Below are 18,445 nucleotides of genomic sequence, written 5' to 3'. Positions count from 1 at the left end.
ACTATTGCAACCGTCCCGTTGTCCGCGATCATGACCATGCACGCCATCACTCCGCCGCCTGCCCACCATTTCGACGAGATGCTCGTCACTGCCGGGGCGCCGGAGCGAGGGCAATCGCAGAGCCAGAGTCAGTCCGCCGGCGGGCAGTCGCAAGTGCAAAGTCAGGGCACGCGCGCCCACTACGCGGCCTACAACGACTGGCTGCAGTCCTCGCCCGAGCAAACGCTCGCGCAGCGTCGCGCCCAGGCCGACCTGCTGTTCCGCCGCATCGGCATCACCTTCACGGTGTACGGCGACGAGGGAGGCACCGAGCGCCTGATCCCGTCCGACGTGATCCCGCGCATCATCACCGCCGACGAGTGGAGCTATCTCGAAAAAGGCCTCACCCAGCGAGTGACGGCGATCAACCGTTTTCTGGCCGACATCTATCACGACCAGGCGATCCTCAAGGCCGGGCTGATCCCGCGTGAGCAGATCGAGGGCAACGCGCAGTTCCAGACCAAGATGGTCGGCGTCAAGGTGCCGCACGACACCTATGTGTCGATCACCGGCGTCGACATCGTGCGCAACAACGACGGCAAGTACTACGTGCTTGAGGACAACCTGCGCGTGCCGTCCGGCGTGAGCTACATGCTGATGAACCGCAAGATGATGATGCGGCTATTCCCCGAGCTCTTCCTGCGTCAGACGGTGCGCCCGGTCGAGCACTACCCGGCACTGCTGTTGCAGACGCTGAAGGAAGCAACCGATATCGACAACCCGACGGTGGTGCTGCTGACTCCGGGCCGCTTCAACAGCGCCTACTTCGAACACACCTTCCTCGCGCAGCAAATGGGCGTGGAGCTGGTCGAGGGCCAGGACCTGTTCGTCAAGGACGACTACGTCTACATGCGCACCACCAGCGGACCACAACGTGTGGACGTGATGTACCGGCGCCTCGATGACGTATTCCTTGACCCGCTCGCTTTCCGGCCCGACTCGGTGCTCGGCGTGCCCGGTCTGTTCAACGCCTACGTCAAGGGCAACATCGTGATCTGCAACGCGATCGGCACCGGCGTCGCCGACGACAAATCGATCTACCCGTATGTGCCGGACATGATCAAGTTCTACCTCGACGAGGACCCGATCCTGAACAACGTGCCCACCTACCAGTGCAGAAAGCCTGCCGACCTTTCCTACGTGCTCGCCAACATGAAGGATCTGGTGGTCAAGGAAGTCCACGGCGCCGGCGGCTACGGCATGCTGGTCGGCCCCGCCGCGACGGCAAAGGAAGTCGAGGACTTCGCCGCCGTGGTGAAGGCCAATCCGACCAACTACATCGCCCAGCCCACGCTATCGCTTTCCAGCTGCCCAACCTTTGTCGAATCCGGCATCGCCCCGCGCCATATCGATCTACGGCCATTCGTGCTCACCGGCCGCGAGGTGCGCATGGTGCCCGGTGGGCTGACGCGGGTCGCGCTACGTGAAGGGTCGCTGGTGGTCAACTCGTCACAGGGGGGCGGCACCAAGGACACCTGGGTGTTGGGGGATGACAACGCGCCGGCTGCGTCCACGACTGCGGAGGGCAACTAATCATGTTGAGCCGCGTTGCCGCCCACCTCTACTGGATGAGCCGTTATCTTGAGCGCGCCGAGAACATGGCGCGCATCCTCGACGTCACGCAGTCACTCGCCATGCTCGACCGCTCGGCCGATTCCGGTGGCGCCATGACGCCGATCGTGATCACCGAAGCGCAGGCCGAATTCGCCGCGACCAACCTGCCCGCAACTTACGAGAATGTGGTCGCCTTCCTCGCCTGGGATCGCCAGCATCCATCCTCCATCCGCAACTGCATCGAGTCCACCCGCGAGAACGCGCGCGCCGTGCGCGGCTCGATCACCAGCGAGATGTGGGAGAACATCAACGACACCTGGATCGCGTTCCAGGAAAAGTCACGCAGCATCAATCCGCTGATGACGGGCAACGAATTCTTCGAGTGGGTCAAGGAGCGCTCGCATCTCTTCCGTGGCATCACCTTCGCCACCGCGCGGCGTGACCAGCCCTACCACTTCGTTCGCCTCGGCACCTTCATTGAGCGCGCCGACAACACAGCGCGCATCCTGAACGTCAAGTACGCCGACGAAGCGCCCGACAGCTTCGAGGAAACGGAAGTTGACAAGGAAACCGATTACTACCGCCTCTCGGCAGTACTTCGGTCGGTGTCAGCGCTGGAAGCCTATCGCGACACCTATCGTGACGTGATCGACGCTCGCCGCGTTGCCGAGATCATGATCTTCGACCCGAAGCTGCCGCGTTCACTGCGCTACTGCATGGACGAGGCGACCGCCGTGATCGACAGTCTGCCCGCCGAAAGCAGCCGCATCCCGCGCCGCATCGTCGCCGAAATCAACGCCAAACTGCGCTACGGCACCATCGACGAAGTGCTCGACTACGGCCTCAAGCGCTACCTCGCTGACTTCCTGCTCGACATGGTCAAGCTCGGCAATTCGGTGAACGCGGCTTATATGGAGACGCACTGAGCTGGCGGTCAGGCCACCGCTATTCATCCCAGCGAAACCGCCACAGCGCCAGCAAGGCAAACAGCAGCGCGAAGCCCAGCAACACGGCGCTCGGCGCCAGCGCGGCATCAAAACCGAGGCCGCGCCAGGTCATCGCGTCAAACCCGTCCACCGCCCAGCGCGTCGGCACCACCAGCGACGCCGTCTGTAGCCACGGCGGGAAGATGAAGCTGGGCACCCAGGCGCCGCCGAGCATCACCATGATCAATGTCACCACAATCGCGAGGCCACGCGTTGCTTCCGGCGTCTTGCCAACTGCAGCGATGAACAGCCCAAAGGCGGCCGTCATGATGGCGAACGTCAATGTGATCAGCGCGAAGCCCGCCACACTGCCGCGGATGCGCACACCGAAGATGGCAATCGCCGCCGCGAAGATCGCGAGCATGAGCGTGCATGCGATGACGGTACCGCTGGCCATGCGGCTCGCGACCAGCGTGGCACGGGAGAGCGGTGCCGCGCGCAGCCGCTTCCACAGCCCGAGTCGGCGGGCGAGCAGCAACGCCACGCCGAGATCAATGCCGAGGAAGAGGATGAACTGCACGCTCATCCCCGCAAACGAGTGCGCATAGCCGTTGTACTGGTTGTCGCGGCTGCCGACTGCGGATTGCTTGTCGAGGCTGAACGGTTGCCGCATGCCGCCAGCCGCTTGTGTTGCGCCGGGTGCTGGCGTCGCAGCGCTCGCCGGCGAGACTGGCGCGGCGGTGGCGCCCTTCTCCTGATCAACGCGCAGGCGCTCGAGGCTATCGAAAAAACCGCCCAGCGCAGACTGCTGGTCCGGCGACACGCCGGAACCCGAATCCGCCAGCCCCTTGCGCCAGCCGGCGATGGTATCCGCGCTCAGCGTGGTCGGTGAAAAGGCCTGCGCCGCCACCGCCTGCATGATGTGTTGCGTCATCAGGCCCTGGACCAGCGACACCTCCATCGCCTTGCTCGGGTCTTCGATGAGCGTGATCTTGGGCCGGTCGCCGGGAGCGAACAGCGCGGTCGCAGCAGATGTACCGAAGCGCTCCGGAAAGACAATCGCCGCGCGCAGCTTGCCCTCGCTCACCAGCTTGCGCGCCTGTGCCTCGTCGGCACGGGTGATCTCCAGCGACGCATCCTTGCTCATTGCTTCGATGATGGCCTTGGTCACGGTGCTGCCGTCAAGATCCACCACCGCCACCGGCACGTGCGGCGCAGTCTGGTCTTTCGGGTTGGTGACGTAGCCGAAGAAGGCGCCAATCAGCACCGGCGCGATCACATTCATGATCAGCGTGCGGCGTGATGAAAAATACAGCCGCAGCTCGGCAAGGACAAGCGCCTTGAACGCAGGAAAGTTTGAGGTCAGAGTGCTCATGCGTGATCCCTCAGTTGGCGGCCAGTCAGCGCGAGGAAAACATCCTCAAGATTGGCACGTACCGAATTGATGTGACGTATCGCAAGACCCTTCGCGTTGCACCACGCGAGGACCGGCGCCATGTCGCTGGCGAGTGATTGCAGTTTGACGGTGAGCACCCCATTGGACTCTGTTGCCTCAAGCACGCCCGGCAAGGCGAGCAGCGGCGTGCAGTCAACTGTCTGGCCGACATCAATCTCCAGCCGTTCACCAGCGCGTGCGTGACGCAGCAGCGCCCCCAGCTCGTCGTTGGCCACCACGCGACCATGATCCACGATCACGATGCGGTCGCACAGGCGTTCGGCCTCCTCCATGTAGTGCGTGGTGTACATCAGTGCCTTGCCACGATCGCGCAGCACTTCGAGGTTGTCAAAGATCGCGTTGCGGCTCTGCGGGTCAACACCCACTGTCGGCTCGTCGAACACCAGCACGTCCGGGTCATGCACCAGCGCGCAGGCAATGTTGAGGCGGCGCTTCATGCCGCCGCTGAAGGTGGAGGGTTTGTCGCGCGCGCGGTCAGCCAACCCGACCAGCTCCAGCGCTTCGCCCACGCGACGCGCAAGGTCGGTGCCCGTCAAACCATAAAGCGCGCCGAACAGCTCCAGGTTCTGCCGTGCTGGCAACTCTTCGTAAAGTGCAATGTCCTGCGGCACCAGTCCGATGCGGCGTTTGAATTCGTCGGTGCGACCGTTCATCGGTGAGGCGCCGTCATCGAAAACAACGTCGCCACGGTCCGGGCGCAGCAGGCCACAGAGCATCGAGACGGTCGTCGATTTGCCCGCGCCGTTGGGGCCGAGCAGGCCCAGTACCCGGCCGGGTTCCAGGCGCAGCGACACGTCGGACACGACCGCGCGGCCGGAATAGGATTTGTTGAGTTCAGTGGCTGAGAGCATGGCGCTGTCGATTTCCGCAGTAGCGATGCGCGAAGTCTAGGGCGTGCATCGCAGCGGCGTCACCCCAGGCGACGAGCTGTCAGCCGGCGTCGCCAACGGTCATGAAGCACCGCCAATGGCATTGCGCTCCGCCGCGTGAATGGAACCGCCCTGCGAAGTAGGGGAGGTGCCGCGCAGCAGCGGAGGGGTCTCACGCCCATCGAACGCATCTGCAATGCCGGCAACCCCTCTGTCGGCTTCGCCGACGTCCCCCCCTGCCTTGCAGGGGAGACTCGCAGGTTGGAAACTTCCGGCTGGCTGCTTCAGGATCAGGTCTCGCGCCGCGCCAGCGCCAGCCAGGCACCCAGCCCGAGCATGGTCACACCAGACACCTTCGTCATCAGCCGCGCCCTAGCGGCACGGGCGGCATCTGACTTGAGCAGTCGGACGGCGGCAAACACCGCGACCACGTCCACCAGCGTGTTGAGGACGACGCAGATCGTCCCGAGCAGCACCAGCTGAGGCGCCAGCGGTTCGCCGGGCGCCACGAATTGCGGCAGGAATGCGAGGAAGAACAGCGCCGTCTTCACGTTCAGCGCCTCAACGAAGATGCCCTCGAAGAAGGCTCGTCGCGCACCCTGCGACTTTACCTGCTCGCCGGCATCCATCGTCAGCGCCGCATCCTTTCGCAGCAGAAGACGGACGCCCAGATAGATCAGGTAAGCCGCGCCAACGTACTTCACCACATTGAACGCCAGCGCCGACTGCGCCACGATGAGCGACAACCCGAGCGCCGCCGCGAGTACGTGAAGCATGCCGCCTACGCCAGTGCCGAGGCAGGACGCCAGCCCCTCGGAGCGCCCACCCGCGACGGTGCGCGCGACGACGTAGGCAATACCCGGCCCGGGTGTGATGGCGAGGATGATGGCGGCGACTGTGAAGGCGAGGAGAGACATCTGACTCAACAGCAAATGAAATGATGGGAGCCCCAACTTTAACGCTCAAACGCTGTCGTCCCCGCGGCGGCGGGGACCCAGACCGACCGCCGCACGCTCCACCGTATGCGCGGGCGCGATCCGACGCGTCGGTCTGGATTCCCGCCTTCGCGGGAAGGACACGCTGTGCGAAGTGGCGGCATGAAATCAACTTGTCACGGCATGCTACTGCACGAGCCCCCGAAGTTTCTCGGCTGCCTCCCGCGCCCCCCCATGCGCCAGCAACACCTGCTGCACCGACGCAGGCGACAACCGCCGCTCGCCTAGCGCTGCCGCCAGTTCATCCGCAAGCGCGGTTGCTTCGGGATGAAAGCGCAGGAACAGTGCCCGCACCTGCTGCGCTCCTGCGAGACCAATCTCCAGCGCCAGATCAATCCGTCCAGGCCGGATCATGGCGGCGTCGAGCGAATCGCGATGGTTGGTAGTCAGCACTACGACGCGGCCCTCCTGTGCCGCCACGCCGTCGAGCGCGTTGAGCAGACCGGAAAAGCTCACCTCAATGCGCTGATCCTGCTTGTCGCGGGCGACGAAGAAGGCATCGACATCTTCAATCAGGATCAGCGATTTTGCTGGCGTGCGTTGCAGCAGGTCACCGATGCTCTGGTCGTCGAGCTTCGGGTTGGTGAGCGACAGTGTGCACAGCGACAGTTGCAGCTCGCCTGCCAGCGCGAACGCGAGACTGGTCTTGCCGGTGCCGGGCGGGCCATAGAACAGGTAGCCGCGCCGCCACGGTATGCCCATGTCGGCATACCACTGCCGACGGTCGAAGAATTGCCGGATGTCCGCCACCAGCCGCTCGCGGATGTCACCCTCCAGTACCACCGAATCGAGCCGCCGCCGCGGCTTGGCGTCGGCCAGCCGCCAGCCGGTGCCCCACTGATCGACAGTGAACAGTTGCGTGCGCCCGGCCAGCCGCGCATCGGCTCGCGCGATCACGTCTGCCAGCATCGCCTCCAGCCGCGCGCGGCGCGCGAACAGCATGCTCACGCGAATGGTCTCCACCACCTGCAGGTTCATCGCGATGGTGCGCTCGATCCACATCACATGCCCGTCATGCCAGAACACATGCATGCCCGGCGCCGGACTGAACAGCAGGCGCGGCAGCGTACCCACCGTATCACCCGGATCAGGCGGCGCCTGCACCACGGTGAACAGCCGGCTCTTGCGCCCGAACGGCAGATCGTTGAGCCACGCCACATAAGCGTTGAAGATGTCATTGCGGCTATCGATCACGGCAGTGGCCACCACCAGCCGCTGCAACTGCGCCCACAGCATGCCAGGCACCTTGCGCAACGCCGCCACCAGAATGCCCGCCAGCCCAAGCGCAATACCACCCGCCACCACCTGGTTTTGCAGTTGGGTTTGCAAGGTGTCGAGGAAGGAGTGCCACATGGTGGGGGGAGTGGGGACTGGATTGGGGGATGCTACTGCGGAGAGACTAGAACCCCCCTCTCCCTTGAGGGGAGAGGGGTTGGGGAGAGGGTGACGGTCGCGTTCCGAATACGGGTCGCGCGTACCACCAGTGCGCTCTGTGGCCGCACGCCCGCCGTTCGCCCTGAGCTTGTCGAAGGGTCTGATGGTTGGGAGAGTTAACGTGGAGTGCATGCCACCAGCGCGCTCTGTGGCCGCGCGGGGCCAGTCACTTTTCTTGCTTCGCCAAAGAAAGGAACCAAAGAAAGGCGACCCCAACGATTCGCCTGATTCCTGCGGTGCTCGCAACGCGCGGGACCCGCACAAATCGCCCGATGGCGCGCAAGTCTGCGCGCAGTGGGCTCATGGTGCGGGTCTACGACCGCGCGTTGCTCCGCTCCTCGGGGCGAATCCATGGGGACCCCGTCGAAACCGAGGTTTGATCGCTTCGCGATGAGGTTCACGGGAACCCGGATGCGAGCATCCGGGCTACGTCGCTTGCGGTGCCAATAGAATGACTTTTCTGACATTCTCGACATCACGCTGATGGCAATTCCCGACTACCAATCTGTGATGCTTCCCTTGCTAAAGCTCGCTGGTGATGGACAAGAGCACGCGATGCGGTCAGCCATCGACTTGCTCGGGCGTCAGTTCAAACTGTCCGATGACGAACTGACGCAGTTATTGCCAAGCGGCGCGTCGTCCGTCTTCGCGAGCAGAGTCGGTTGGGCCCGAACCTACTTGAAGCAGAGTGGATTGTTAGTCTCGCCACGTCGCGGCGTATTCAAGATTACGTCGGATGGACTGTCGCTACTTTTGGAACAACCCGCAGAAATCAGCCTCAAGACCCTCGAACGGTACCCGTCCTTTCAAGCGTTCAAAGCACGCAGCAGAGAATCGCAGACAGGCACGCAGCAGTTCGCAGCAACCGTGGACCAGCAGAGAGTGACGCCCGAGGACGCTTTGGCCGTCGCCTACCAGACACTTAGAGACAATCTTGAGTCTGAACTGCTTGAGCAAGTGAAGATTTCCACACCCGCGTTTTTTGAGCGCCTGGTAATCGACTTGCTCGTCGCGATGGGCTATGGCGGTTCAAGACAAGACGCTGGTCGAGCGATCGGGCGTAGTGGGGATGGCGGCATCGACGGCATCATCAAGGAGGACCGACTTGGACTTGACGTAATCTACGTTCAGGCCAAAAAGTGGGAAGGGTCGGTAGGTCGGCCCGAGATTCAAAAGTTTGCTGGCGCCCTGCAGGGTCAACGCGCCAGCAAAGGCGTCGTAATAACCACCTCGTCGTTTACGCGGGAAGCGACCGAGTTCGCGAACATGATCGCAAGCAAAATCATTCTGATCGACGGTGCGCTTCTCGCACAGTTGATGGTGGATCACAACGTCGCTGTCGCTTCCATGGGTGTTTACGAAGTCAAGAAGATTGATCAGGACTATTTTGAATCTAACTGACGTGATCGCACCGAGCCAGACGAGGCCGGATGACAGCCGAGTAGTGGTGTAGCTCGGATGCTCGCATCCGGGTTCTCGTGATTCCATCGCGAAGCGATCAAGCTTCGGTCCGAAGGGTCCCCATGGATTCGCCCCGAGGAGCGCAGCGGCAGGCGGTCCAAGCGGCGCAGTGTGAGCCCACTGGCGTGGTCGCGCGTAGCGCGTGCCACGCGTCGGGCGATTTCTGCGACGCCCGCCTGACGCGAGCACCGGAGGAATCAGGCGAATCGTTGGGGTCGCCTTTTTGGGTTACCTTTTTGGCGAAGCAAAAAGGTAACTGGCCCCGCGCGGCCAAGAGCGCGCTGGTGGCACCCGCAACCCGCATTCGAAACGCAACCGTCACCCTCTCCCTAGCCCTCTCCCCTCAAGGGAGAGGGAACCAGATGCGTTCATGGTTCGACAGGCTCACCACGAACGGGAACGGCACCCACCACGCTTGGTGGACGCGCAGGTGGCGCCGGTCGTGCCAACTGGCTAGGCCAGCTCCACTTCCCTCTCATCCGCAATCAACGCCCGCAACTGCTTCTTGAGTGCGATCACCTGCGGATCGTCCTCGGCGCGGGGGCGCGGGATGTCGATCTTCAGGTTCGCTTTCACCGTGCCTGGCCGTTTGGTCATGACGATGATGCGATCGGAGAGTTTGATCGCTTCGTCGATGGAGTGGGTGATCAGCACCATCGTCTTGCGTGTGGCCTGCGCGATGCGCACCAGCTCGTCCTGCAACAGCGAGCGGTTCTGCGCGTCGAGCGCGGCAAAGGGTTCGTCGAGCAACGCCACCTGCGGGTCCACCGCGAGAGCGCGGGCGATGGCGACACGCTGCTTCATACCGCCCGAGAGCTGGTGTGGCAGCCGCGTTTCAAAGCCGCTCAGGCCGACGAGCTTGACGTGCTCGGCGACGATGCGCGCGCGCTCAGCCTCGGGCACACCCTTAACTTCAAGACCGAAGGCAATGTTGCGCTCGATGGTGAGCCAGGGGAACAGCGCGTAGTCCTGAAACACCATCGTGCGGGACCAGTGCGGCGGGCCGATCTCGGCGCCATCGAGTGTGATGCGGCCGCCGGTGGTGGCCTCGAAACCGGCCATGATGTTGAGCAGCGTGGTCTTGCCGCAGCCGGAGTGGCCGAGCAGGCAGCAGAACTCGTGGTCCTCTACCGTAAAGCTCACGTCGCGCAGGGCGAGCACGTCCTCGTGCCCCTTTTGCAGCGCCGGGTAGGTTTTGCTGACGTTGTCGACGATCAGTCGTGCCATGTGTCTGGTTCCACCCGTTATTTCTGCGCTGCCAGGGACCACGGCAGCACGCGTTTCGCGATGCGGCGAATCAGCAGATCAAGCAGCAGCCCGACCACACCGATGGTGAGCATGCCGAGAATCACTACGTCGGTCTTCAGCAGGCTGCGTGCGTCGTTGATTAGAAAGCCGAGGCCCGAACTGGCGCCGACCAGCTCCGCAGCCACCAATGCCATCCAGCCCACGCCGAAGCCGATGCGGATGCCAGTGAGGATTTGCGGCAGCGCCGCCGGCAGCACGACGCGCTTGAGAATCTGCCACTCGCTCGCGCCCAGGCAGCGCGCCGCGCGCACGAGGTTAGGCTCCACGTTTTTCACGCCCTGGATCGTGTTGATCAGCAGCGGGAAGAAGATGCCGAGAAAGATAATGAACTGGTTCTGCGCATTGCCGATGCCGAGCCACAGGATCGACAGCGGAATCCACGCGATCGGCGGAATCGGCCGCAGGATCTCCACAATCGGATCGATCTGCTCGTGCACCCAGCGCCACCAGCCCATCGCAATGCCGAGCGGCACCGCGAACAGCGCGAACAGAAATGCAATCAGCTCGCGCTTGAGCGATTGCCACAGGTGCATCAGCAGCTCGCCAGAGGCAATCATCTCCACCGCCGCTTTCGCAATCGCGCTGGGCGGTGGCAACAGCGTGGCCAGCTCCGGTCGCCCTTTCGGCAACCAGACGCCCGCCACCAGCTCCCACACCACAAACAGCACCACCAGCGTGGCCCAACGCGTGAGCCACGCAAAGCGGGGCGTGCCCCCCGTCACCGCCGACATCAGGCGGGCGTGACGGTTTGACCGTTGAACGTAAACGGCTTGGTGAGATCACCCTTCTCGGGGAAGGCTTGCGGGCCTTTCATGGTGAGAATGGTGTCGTAGGACGGATACGGCAGCTCACCGAGCTTGCCCGTCCAGCCTGCTGGTACGGTGGGTGGCACTGACGGAATCTTCCAGCCCAGCCGATCGAACGTGGCCTTCATGAACTGCGGCGCGAACACGCTGGAAAAGTCCTTCTGCGTGAAGGCGGTTTTCAGGCGCTTGTTGTCGAACAGCCACTTGGCGATGCGTTCGTTCTCCTTGGCCCAGAAATCGGCAATCGGATACAGATAGGTCGGCTTGTACCAGTTGTTGTATTCGATCAACTGCTGGGTGAGCAGCGTGCGCGGTGCGTTCTTGAGATTGGCGTCCTCCATCATCGCGTTCACTGCCGGCTCGACGTTCAGACGCAGCCACAGCGTGGCCTCGACAATGGCATCGGTGAGTGCCTGCACAACATCGGGCACGTTGTCCACCAGCTCCTGCCGCACGTAGATCGAGCCCTGATAGATGTTGTAGGCGTAGCTCACGTCAATGCTGCGGCCGTTCTTGCGCTCGTTGAGCATCAGCGAGCAGGTGTAATCCCACGGCACCACGGCGTCGATGCCCTTGGGCATCAGCAATTGCTCAGGTGGCGGCATGTTCTTCAGCACCACGTCCTTGCCGATGTTGATGCCGTTCAGGCCAGCCATCATCTGGAAGTAGAACTCGGACGAGGAGCCGGTGGCGATGCCGATCACGTAGGGCTCGCCGTTCTTGCCGCCCTTGAAATCCTTCACCGATTTCAGTGGCGAATCGGGCGGCACGATCACGTGGTGACGCAGGTTCGGGCAGATGATCGAAATCACCTTGAGCGGAATCTTGTTGTCCACCAGCGAGTTGAGCGGGAAGTTGCCGCCCACACCCACCTGAATGCGGGTGGAGATGAACACTTCGTTCAGCGCGGGGCCGGAGGTGAACGCGGTGAGCTTGGACTCCAGCCCGCGCTGCGCGAGAAAGCCCTGCTTGTCCAGCACCGCCATCACGGCGTTCTGCCCCGACCACGGCGGCTGCCAGCCCAGACCCAGCGGCCACCAGCCCTTGTCCTTCAGCCAGGCGACGGATTTGTCGGAAACCTTCTGATAAGGCTGCGGCCAGCCCCAGGCGGTGCTGCCGCTCTGTGCGGCGACCGGCTCGGGCAAACCGGCGGCGACGGCCACGGTGCCGGCAGCCAGCCCGGCAACAACGCTGCGACGTCCGGGGTTCACCGGATCGTTGATGTTTTCACTCACGCTGTGTCCTCCTTGTGATTCTCGGTGCACCTGTCTCGTGGAAGGCGCCGACGATGCAAACAGGCTAACCGCAGCCGGTGAACTGAAACGTATCGGGAACGGCTTTTTAGATACCCGGTGTTTCATTATTTGCGATTTTGACGAAGCGGCACTTTCCTGATGCGTGCAGCGGGTCTCGTGGCCGGTTTCTATAATCGATAACCCTAAGCGTTTGCTGCGCTGCGTTGCGCGGCGCCCGTCATGACTTACTGCGTCGCCATGTCCCTGCACGAAGGGATGCTCTTTGCGTCCGACTCCCGCACCAATGCCGGAGTCGACAACGTATCCACTTTCTCCAAGATGACGGTGTTCGAGGTACCGGAAGGGCCGCATCAGCGTTGCATCGTGACGGTGAACGCCGGCAATCTGGCAACGACGCAGGGAGTAATCAGCCAGTTGCGCCGGCAGACGGTCGGAGAGGACTCGCACATCCTCAATCTGCCCTCGATGTTCGACGTGGCCGAACTGTTCGGGCAAACGATCAAGAAGGCCATCTCGCACGCCGAGGAAAACCAGCTCTCACAGTCGAGCGTGGATTTCAGCTGCACCTTCCTCGTTGGCGGCCAGATCCGTGACGAGGCGCCGCGTCTGTTCCTGATCTATCCGCAGGGCAATTTCATCGAGGCAACCAGCGACACGCCTTACTTTCAGATCGGCGAGAGCAAGTACGGCAAGCCGATAATTGACCGCGTGGTGCGGCCGGAAACCTCGATCGGCGAAGCACTGAAGTCGGCGCTGGTGTCGTTCGATTCAACGATGAAATCGAACCTGTCGGTCGGCCTGCCGATCGACGTGGCGATCCTCAAGCGTGATCATCTCAAGCTCTCGATGCGCTATCGGGTGACCGAGGAGGACGCCTATTTTCAGGGCATTCGCAAGGCATGGGGACAAGGGCTGCGGCAAGTATTTCAGGGCCTGCCGCAACCCGAGTGGTTCCACAATTGAGTGACGCCCGCCGCGCTGCCACGCCCAGCCGCAAATTCTCCGAACCGCACTACATCGTTCTGCTGGCGCTGCTGCTCGGCAGCCAGCCCATTGCGACGGATCTCTACCTGCCCGCACTGCCGGCGATCGCGGCGGAGCTGGGCAATCCGGCGCTGACGCTCACCGGCCTGACGCTCGCGTTTGGTGCCGCACAACTAATCCTTGGCCCACTGTCGGACCGCTTTGGCCGGCGACCGGTGCTGCTGGCAGGCTGTGCCGCCTACGCACTGACCTCGTTCGCCGGTGCCTGGGTCACTTCGCTCGCCGCGCTGGTGGTTTGCCGCTGCCTGCAAGGCGCGGCGATGGCCGCGCTGGTGGTGTGCGCCCGCGCATCGGTGCGCGACCTCTACACACCGGTGGAGGGCGCCAAGGCCTTGTCGCGCGGGCTCACCGGGCTCGGCATCTTTGCCCTGTCGGCGCCGCTGGTCGGGGCACTGGTGGTGGCGCAGTTTTCGTGGCACGCCGCGTTCGTTGCGCTCGGCATATTTGGCATGGCGGTGTTTGCCTGGGTGTGGTTCTTCTTCGGCGAATCCCTGCCGCCCAGAACACCGGTGCCTGATGCTGACGCCGAGGTCAGCGCCACCCGCGCCGTGCTCGGCGATGCGCGCTTCCGCGCCTGGACTGCGGTGCTCGCGGCGAGCTACAGCACGCTGTTCTGCTTCCTGCTCTCGTCGGGCTTCGTCTACATCAAGGTGTTTGGCTTTTCGCCGCTCGGCTGCGGTCTGGTGCTGGCCGGTAACAGCCTGTCCTACATTGCGGGGACCTACTGGTGCCGGCATCTGCTCAAGCAGCGCACGCCCGACCGCGCGGTGAGTGTGAGCTCACGCTTCTCGATCGCCGGTGGCTTGCTGATGCTGGCCGTGGCGCTGGTGGCAGGTGCACCGCAGGCGTGGGCGATGATCGCGGGTCAGTATCTGATCGCGATCGGGCACGGCGTTAACCAGCCCTGCGGCCAGGCGGGCTCGGTCGCCGGCTTCCCGCAGCACGCCGGGCGCGCAGCGGCGATCTCGGGCTTCTTGATGATGCTTGCCGCCTTCATTGTCGGGCAGGCGATTGCGCCCTTCCTTGGCGTCAGCGCGTGGCCGCTGGTGCTGACCAACGCCACCGGCGGGACGCTGATCGCGCTGTCGGCCTGGGTTCTGGTGCGAAGGGCGCATGCACCCGCAACCAGCGCCCGGGCGACCTGACAGCTTTTCTGCGAAAGCCATACTGCACCGGGCCTGATCGCTAATTTTATTGATTATCGACTTTTGACAAATCAGGCCGCCAGCCCCTATTGGATAAGGCTTGCAACCAAAAGTCACGGGGACGAAATGCCTGCTGCTGAACGCGTCGCAGGCGCTTCGAACTACAGACGCCTTGACCGCATCAACCGCCAGTCTGCGCGGCGGCGCGCCGTGTCCTCAGCGCACCACCATCACCGGGCAATCGCTGGCCGCGAGCACCGACTGTGCCACTGAGCCCAGCAGCAGCGAGCCAATGCCACCGCGGCCGCGCGAACCCATCACAATCAGATCGACTTTGGCTTTCTTTGCCGCGCGCAGAATCTCTTCGGCGGCGTGACCGACGCGAAAGCTCGACGTGTACTTGGCTTCATGGCGATCAAGGAACTTGCACACCGGCCCGAGCACGGCATCGGCTTCTGCCTGGTGGTACTCCTGCACCGTATCCTTGCCAACTGCCTTTGCTGCGCGCGCCGGAATGGCCATCTGCACGTTGAGCACCACATATTGTGGCGCCTTGCCAAGCAAGTCCTCATGCGTGGCGAGATAGGCGAGCATCTTCTTGGTGTCGTCACTACCGTCAACGGCGAGCAGAACTTTCATGGCAATCCTCCGGGCAAAAAACAAAAACAGTTCGGAATCGTAAGTCTAAGCAGGATCGCTGTCGCCCTGCATGACCGCGGTCAAACGTCGGCCAACACAACAGACATCACGCAAACGGCTTGCCGAATGGATGCAGACGAATGCCACGCGGCAAGTGCCGCCACGGCAAATCGGCCGGGTCTGCTGCCATCGGGCCGGGCGCCTTGGCCACCAGAATCTTCTCCGCAATCGGCGTGAAGTCGGCGCGGAAGTGCACTGAGCTTTTGTTGACCAGAATCGCCTGCTCGGTCGGCTCGATACCCACGTAGCGATACATTGCCTGATCGGCCAGTTGCGTCTTGTAGGTGGCAACGACGATGCGCACGCCCTGATAGCGCAGGCAGGCCGACGGCCCGAGGCGCATCTTCATGCCGCGATAGAACGGCCCGGTCGCGGCGAAGTTGCCTTCGTGCAGCGCTTCCACCGTCCACGGCAGTTCCAGCGGCGAATCGCCGGGAATGCGGCTCTTGCCACCGAGCGCAAAGTTGAGCGTTTTGCCCACGCCAACTTCATGCGCCGCTTTCGCTGCCGCGCCATCCACGATCAACCCGGTCGCCGCGCGTTCGGCACGGCATTCGAGCAGCGCACGCACCATGCCCATGGTGTCACTGTCGCCACCCGCACCGGGGTTGTCCTGGGTGTCGGCAATCACTACCGGCTTGCGCGCTGTGCTGGCGATCAGCTGTGCCTCGCGTACCGCTTCGACCGCACTGAGCACGCGGGCGTCCCACTCACCCTCCGCCGCCAGCACCCGTCGCTCAAGCTTGCTTGCGGCGTCTGCCGCTGCAGCGTCATTCACGCCATAGGCCCACACCACGGGCGCACAGCCGTCGAAGTCCGCAGCCGGAAAGCCGGGCGTGAACGACGCGCTCGGCACGTCGTTTGATTCAAGTTGGCCAACCAGCGTGTAGATGTCGTTGCCGGGGAACAGGTCGGTGCATTGCGCAGTAATCGGAATGAGGTAGGGCAACACCCGCCACGCCACCTTGGGCGCCGCCATGCCACCGATGCGCTGCTTCAGGTAGAACGCCGCACGGGCACCGGTTTCCGCCATGTCGATATGCGGATAGGTGCGATAGGCCACCAGCAATTCGCTGTTGGCGAACATCGCCGGCGTGGTGTTCGAGTGCAGATCCAGGCTCACTGCGACCGGCACTTTGGGGCCAACGATCGCGCGCACGCGACGCAGCAGCTCGCCTTCGCCATCGGCGTGCGAATCAGTCACCATAGCGCCGTGCAGGTCGAGGTAGACCATGTCAGCGTTGGCCTTGCGGATGCCGTCGCAGATCGCGCCCGCGATGCGCTCGAAGGCGTCATCGGTCACCTGCGCACTCGGGCTGGCGGCGGCCCATGCAGTCGGGATCAGCGTATGCGCCGCGCCGATCTCCTTCATGAAGCCCGAGATCGGGATGTTCTGGTTCTGGAAGCGCTCGAAGATCTCGTCGCCAATCGACACTGGCGGCCAGCCGCCGCCCTGCACAAAGCGCTCGTAGGTCGCACGCGATGGCGCAAAGGTATTGGTTTCGTGCTGGAAGCCGCCGATTGCGATGCGCATGACGCAGTGCCTCTTGATGGGAATGATTCAGTGAGTGTAGACAGGCCGAGCCATCGCAACGGCGCCCGGTACCGGAGTTAGGGAAACGCTGAACAAGTCCCTCACGAGCCGCGCATCGCCGGACTTGGGCGGCTGGCTTCGTTGCAAAGCCTCGTCGTAGCCCCGCTACGACTGCGTTTTGCGCCTCGCCATCCATCCCAATCCGCCGCGCGCAGCTTCGCGGAGACTTGTTCAGCCTTTCCTTAGCAGCTATCCGGATGCGAGGTGAGCCGGGATGCGCAATTGCTGTACCTCTTTCGGCTCAAACTTGATCAGTCCCCAGGCGTACGTGCGGCCGCTGCCCACCTCAACGTTGCGATTGAGCCATTCGACGATGGCGGCCAGTTGGCGTTCACTCATCGGCTGGCGCGGATACAGCCCGTGCGCCACGTTGATGTGCCGGGCCTCGCCAACATTCAGCGTAAATTGCGGCGCTCGACGGGCCATGTAGGTGCACAAGATCGGCGCCGGTTCCCGCAGGCCAACCGACCACCACGCGCGCCGATGCCGCGCGATGTAACCCTGGTCGGCACGATGGCGTCTGGCCCACGTCAAATAGGCATCAATTTGCTCCCGCTCGTCGCCGACATAGCAATCGAGGTCGGGAGCAAGATCAACGACGCGACGCAGGCTGGCGGTGGACTCCAGCCGGTCCGCCACCCGAATGAGATCCTGCGCGCGCGTAATCGTGGGGATCAGGACGCTGTCCGGTAGGGATGGACGATCGTCGCCGAATACCCAGACGCGGTTGGCGCCGGTCACCTGTCCGCGCAGCACGCGAAACAGCTCGCCAAGCGGCACGGTGTCGCTGTCGCGTGCTTGCACTGGATAAATGACAGAGGACCAGCGTGTTGCGGCGTCGAGCTGCGCTGGCAGGACGACGGCGCCGGAATCCAGAGCCGCCAGTTCGGTCAGACTATTCACCGCGCGGACGCGAACGGACGTCTGCGGCGCGGCCCCCCGGAAGCAGCTGATGGCCGTGGTGGTAGCCGTACCGGAGAAGCCCTCGACAGCCGGCGCGAGCACATGCAGCCCGACCACGCCCAGATGCTGCGTCAACAGCTTGCGCAGCGCAGCGCCATAGTTCACGTCCAGCCACTCAGCCGACGTGACAAACGTACCAACGTCGTTGGCGCTGGCCAACAGAGCGGTCTTCAGGAAGAAATGCAGATGCAACCCTGCCATTGCACTCGCGTGAATACCGAGCGTCTTGAAGTTGCGGGTGTACCAGCGCTTCCAGCGCGCGCCGATGTGATGGTGACGCACATAGGGTGGGTTGCCCACGAACGCGGTCATACCCGCGATCTTTGGCAGTTTGATCCGCCGGTAGTCGTCGACCAGGACTTGACTGCGCGTTGTCATGCCGCGCAGATGCAGGTTGGTGCGCAGCACCAGCGCCGCCAAGGGGTCAGTTTCGACCGCAATCAATTGCGCGTTATCGAACGCAGCACCAGCGGCGAGAATGAACCGGCCTGACCCAGCACCAGGGTCGACCACGCGAACCGGCTTACCCTGCGTGCGCAGCCACGCGATCATCGGTGCGAGGATCGTTGCAGGGGTGTAGACGGCGCCATCAGCCCGGCGCTGCGCGGCAGGACGCAGTGCCAGCAAGCACTCACCGAGTGGATCGGTGCCTTGTTGTATCGCCGATATTGTGCGATCAATGGCGGTCGTCGCGACAGGCTGTGACGATATCGCAGCGAGCAGCGCTCTTTCCCTGGCTGATACGACCGTGGCGGACGGCAGCAGTGCGGCACACAGACCTGCAAGTGCGGCTTCATCGGTGATACCCGTCAGCGTTGCCGCAGCCCGCCAATCAGTCGCAATTGCCAACGGTGTTGCGTGCCGCAATCCGATGGTGGTTCTCGAATCAGAGTCGT

General features: G+C 63.3%; 15 protein-coding genes. 5 read left to right on the top strand and 10 right to left on the bottom strand.

Annotated features, from left to right (window positions below; all coding sequences use genetic code 11):
• Positions 1–36 precede the first annotated feature (36 nt).
• Positions 37–1,572 carry a circularly permuted type 2 ATP-grasp protein gene (locus FKL89_RS06690; RefSeq protein ID WP_156862022.1) on the top strand — a complete coding sequence of 512 codons (1,536 nt, stop codon included), beginning with the start codon at positions 37–39 and terminating at the stop codon, positions 1,570–1,572.
• A 2-nt stretch (positions 1,573–1,574) separates the two neighbouring features.
• Positions 1,575–2,519, top strand: a complete 945-nt coding sequence (locus FKL89_RS06685) for an alpha-E domain-containing protein (RefSeq protein ID WP_156862021.1) — start codon at positions 1,575–1,577, stop codon at positions 2,517–2,519.
• Positions 2,520–2,538: 19 nt separating this feature from the next.
• On the opposite strand, the gene FKL89_RS06680 is transcribed toward FKL89_RS06685, so the two are convergent.
• The 4 genes from FKL89_RS06680 to FKL89_RS06665 form a co-directional block, all read right to left on the bottom strand.
• On the bottom strand, positions 2,539–3,894 hold the full coding sequence (locus FKL89_RS06680; protein ID WP_156862020.1) for an ABC transporter permease: 1,356 nt from the start codon (positions 3,892–3,894) through the stop codon (positions 2,539–2,541).
• Positions 3,891–4,826 carry an ABC transporter ATP-binding protein gene (locus FKL89_RS06675; protein WP_156862019.1) on the bottom strand — a complete coding sequence of 312 codons (936 nt, stop codon included), beginning with the start codon at positions 4,824–4,826 and terminating at the stop codon, positions 3,891–3,893. The genes FKL89_RS06680 and FKL89_RS06675 overlap by 4 nt, the downstream gene beginning before the upstream one ends.
• Before the next feature lie 308 nt (positions 4,827–5,134).
• A complete protein-coding gene (locus tag FKL89_RS06670; RefSeq protein WP_156862018.1) occupies positions 5,135–5,761 on the bottom strand; it encodes a LysE family translocator in 627 nt (208 codons plus the stop codon).
• 204 nt (positions 5,762–5,965) lie between these two features.
• Positions 5,966–7,192, bottom strand: a complete 1,227-nt coding sequence (locus tag FKL89_RS06665) for an AAA family ATPase (protein WP_162527421.1) — start codon at positions 7,190–7,192, stop codon at positions 5,966–5,968.
• A gap of 564 nt (positions 7,193–7,756) precedes the next feature.
• Between FKL89_RS06665 and FKL89_RS06660 the strand changes: the two genes are divergently transcribed.
• Positions 7,757–8,674 carry a restriction endonuclease gene (locus tag FKL89_RS06660; RefSeq protein WP_156862016.1) on the top strand — a complete coding sequence of 306 codons (918 nt, stop codon included), beginning with the start codon at positions 7,757–7,759 and terminating at the stop codon, positions 8,672–8,674.
• Positions 8,675–9,187: 513 nt separating this feature from the next.
• Here the strand turns inward: FKL89_RS06660 and FKL89_RS06655 are convergent.
• Genes FKL89_RS06655 through FKL89_RS06645 form a run of 3 tightly spaced genes read right to left on the bottom strand, consistent with a single transcriptional unit; the run spans position 9,188 to position 12,083 of the window.
• A complete protein-coding gene (locus FKL89_RS06655; RefSeq protein WP_156862015.1) occupies positions 9,188–9,961 on the bottom strand; it encodes an ABC transporter ATP-binding protein in 774 nt (257 codons plus the stop codon).
• A gap of 17 nt (positions 9,962–9,978) precedes the next feature.
• Positions 9,979–10,773 carry an ABC transporter permease gene (locus FKL89_RS06650; protein WP_156862014.1) on the bottom strand — a complete coding sequence of 265 codons (795 nt, stop codon included), beginning with the start codon at positions 10,771–10,773 and terminating at the stop codon, positions 9,979–9,981.
• Entirely contained in the window at positions 10,773–12,083 is a 1,311-nt protein-coding gene (locus FKL89_RS06645; RefSeq protein ID WP_162527420.1) for an ABC transporter substrate-binding protein, read from the bottom strand. The genes FKL89_RS06650 and FKL89_RS06645 overlap by 1 nt, the downstream gene beginning before the upstream one ends.
• Before the next feature lie 240 nt (positions 12,084–12,323).
• Here FKL89_RS06645 and FKL89_RS06640 point away from each other — a divergent pair, with 240 nt between their 5' ends.
• Positions 12,324–13,067, top strand: coding sequence for a proteasome-type protease (locus tag FKL89_RS06640; RefSeq protein WP_156862012.1), 744 nt, complete (start codon positions 12,324–12,326; stop codon positions 13,065–13,067).
• The gene (locus FKL89_RS06635; RefSeq protein ID WP_162527419.1) at positions 13,064–14,293 is read left to right on the top strand and encodes a multidrug effflux MFS transporter; all 1,230 of its coding nucleotides are present in this window, start codon (positions 13,064–13,066) and stop codon (positions 14,291–14,293) included. The genes FKL89_RS06640 and FKL89_RS06635 overlap by 4 nt, the downstream gene beginning before the upstream one ends.
• A gap of 216 nt (positions 14,294–14,509) precedes the next feature.
• Here FKL89_RS06635 and FKL89_RS06630 read toward each other — a convergent pair whose 3' ends face one another.
• From FKL89_RS06630 to FKL89_RS06620, 3 genes are all read right to left on the bottom strand, one after another.
• On the bottom strand, positions 14,510–14,932 hold the full coding sequence (locus FKL89_RS06630) for a universal stress protein (protein WP_156862010.1): 423 nt from the start codon (positions 14,930–14,932) through the stop codon (positions 14,510–14,512).
• A 106-nt stretch (positions 14,933–15,038) separates the two neighbouring features.
• Positions 15,039–16,526: a M81 family metallopeptidase gene (locus FKL89_RS06625; RefSeq protein ID WP_156862009.1), complete on the bottom strand. Its 1,488-nt coding sequence runs from the start codon at positions 16,524–16,526 to the stop codon at positions 15,039–15,041.
• 249 nt (positions 16,527–16,775) lie between these two features.
• Positions 16,776–18,398 (bottom strand): Eco57I restriction-modification methylase domain-containing protein, encoded by a 1,623-nt coding sequence (locus tag FKL89_RS06620; protein ID WP_238363513.1) that lies wholly within the window; start codon positions 18,396–18,398, stop codon positions 16,776–16,778.
• Between the last annotated feature and the right edge of the window lie 47 nt (positions 18,399–18,445).

The sequence above is a fragment of the Casimicrobium huifangae genome, assembly GCF_009746125.1.
Classification (GTDB): domain Bacteria; phylum Pseudomonadota; class Gammaproteobacteria; order Burkholderiales; family Casimicrobiaceae; genus Casimicrobium; species Casimicrobium huifangae.
The sequence above is the reverse complement of the archived record's forward strand: the minus strand, read 5'-3'. Positions and strand labels throughout refer to the sequence as shown.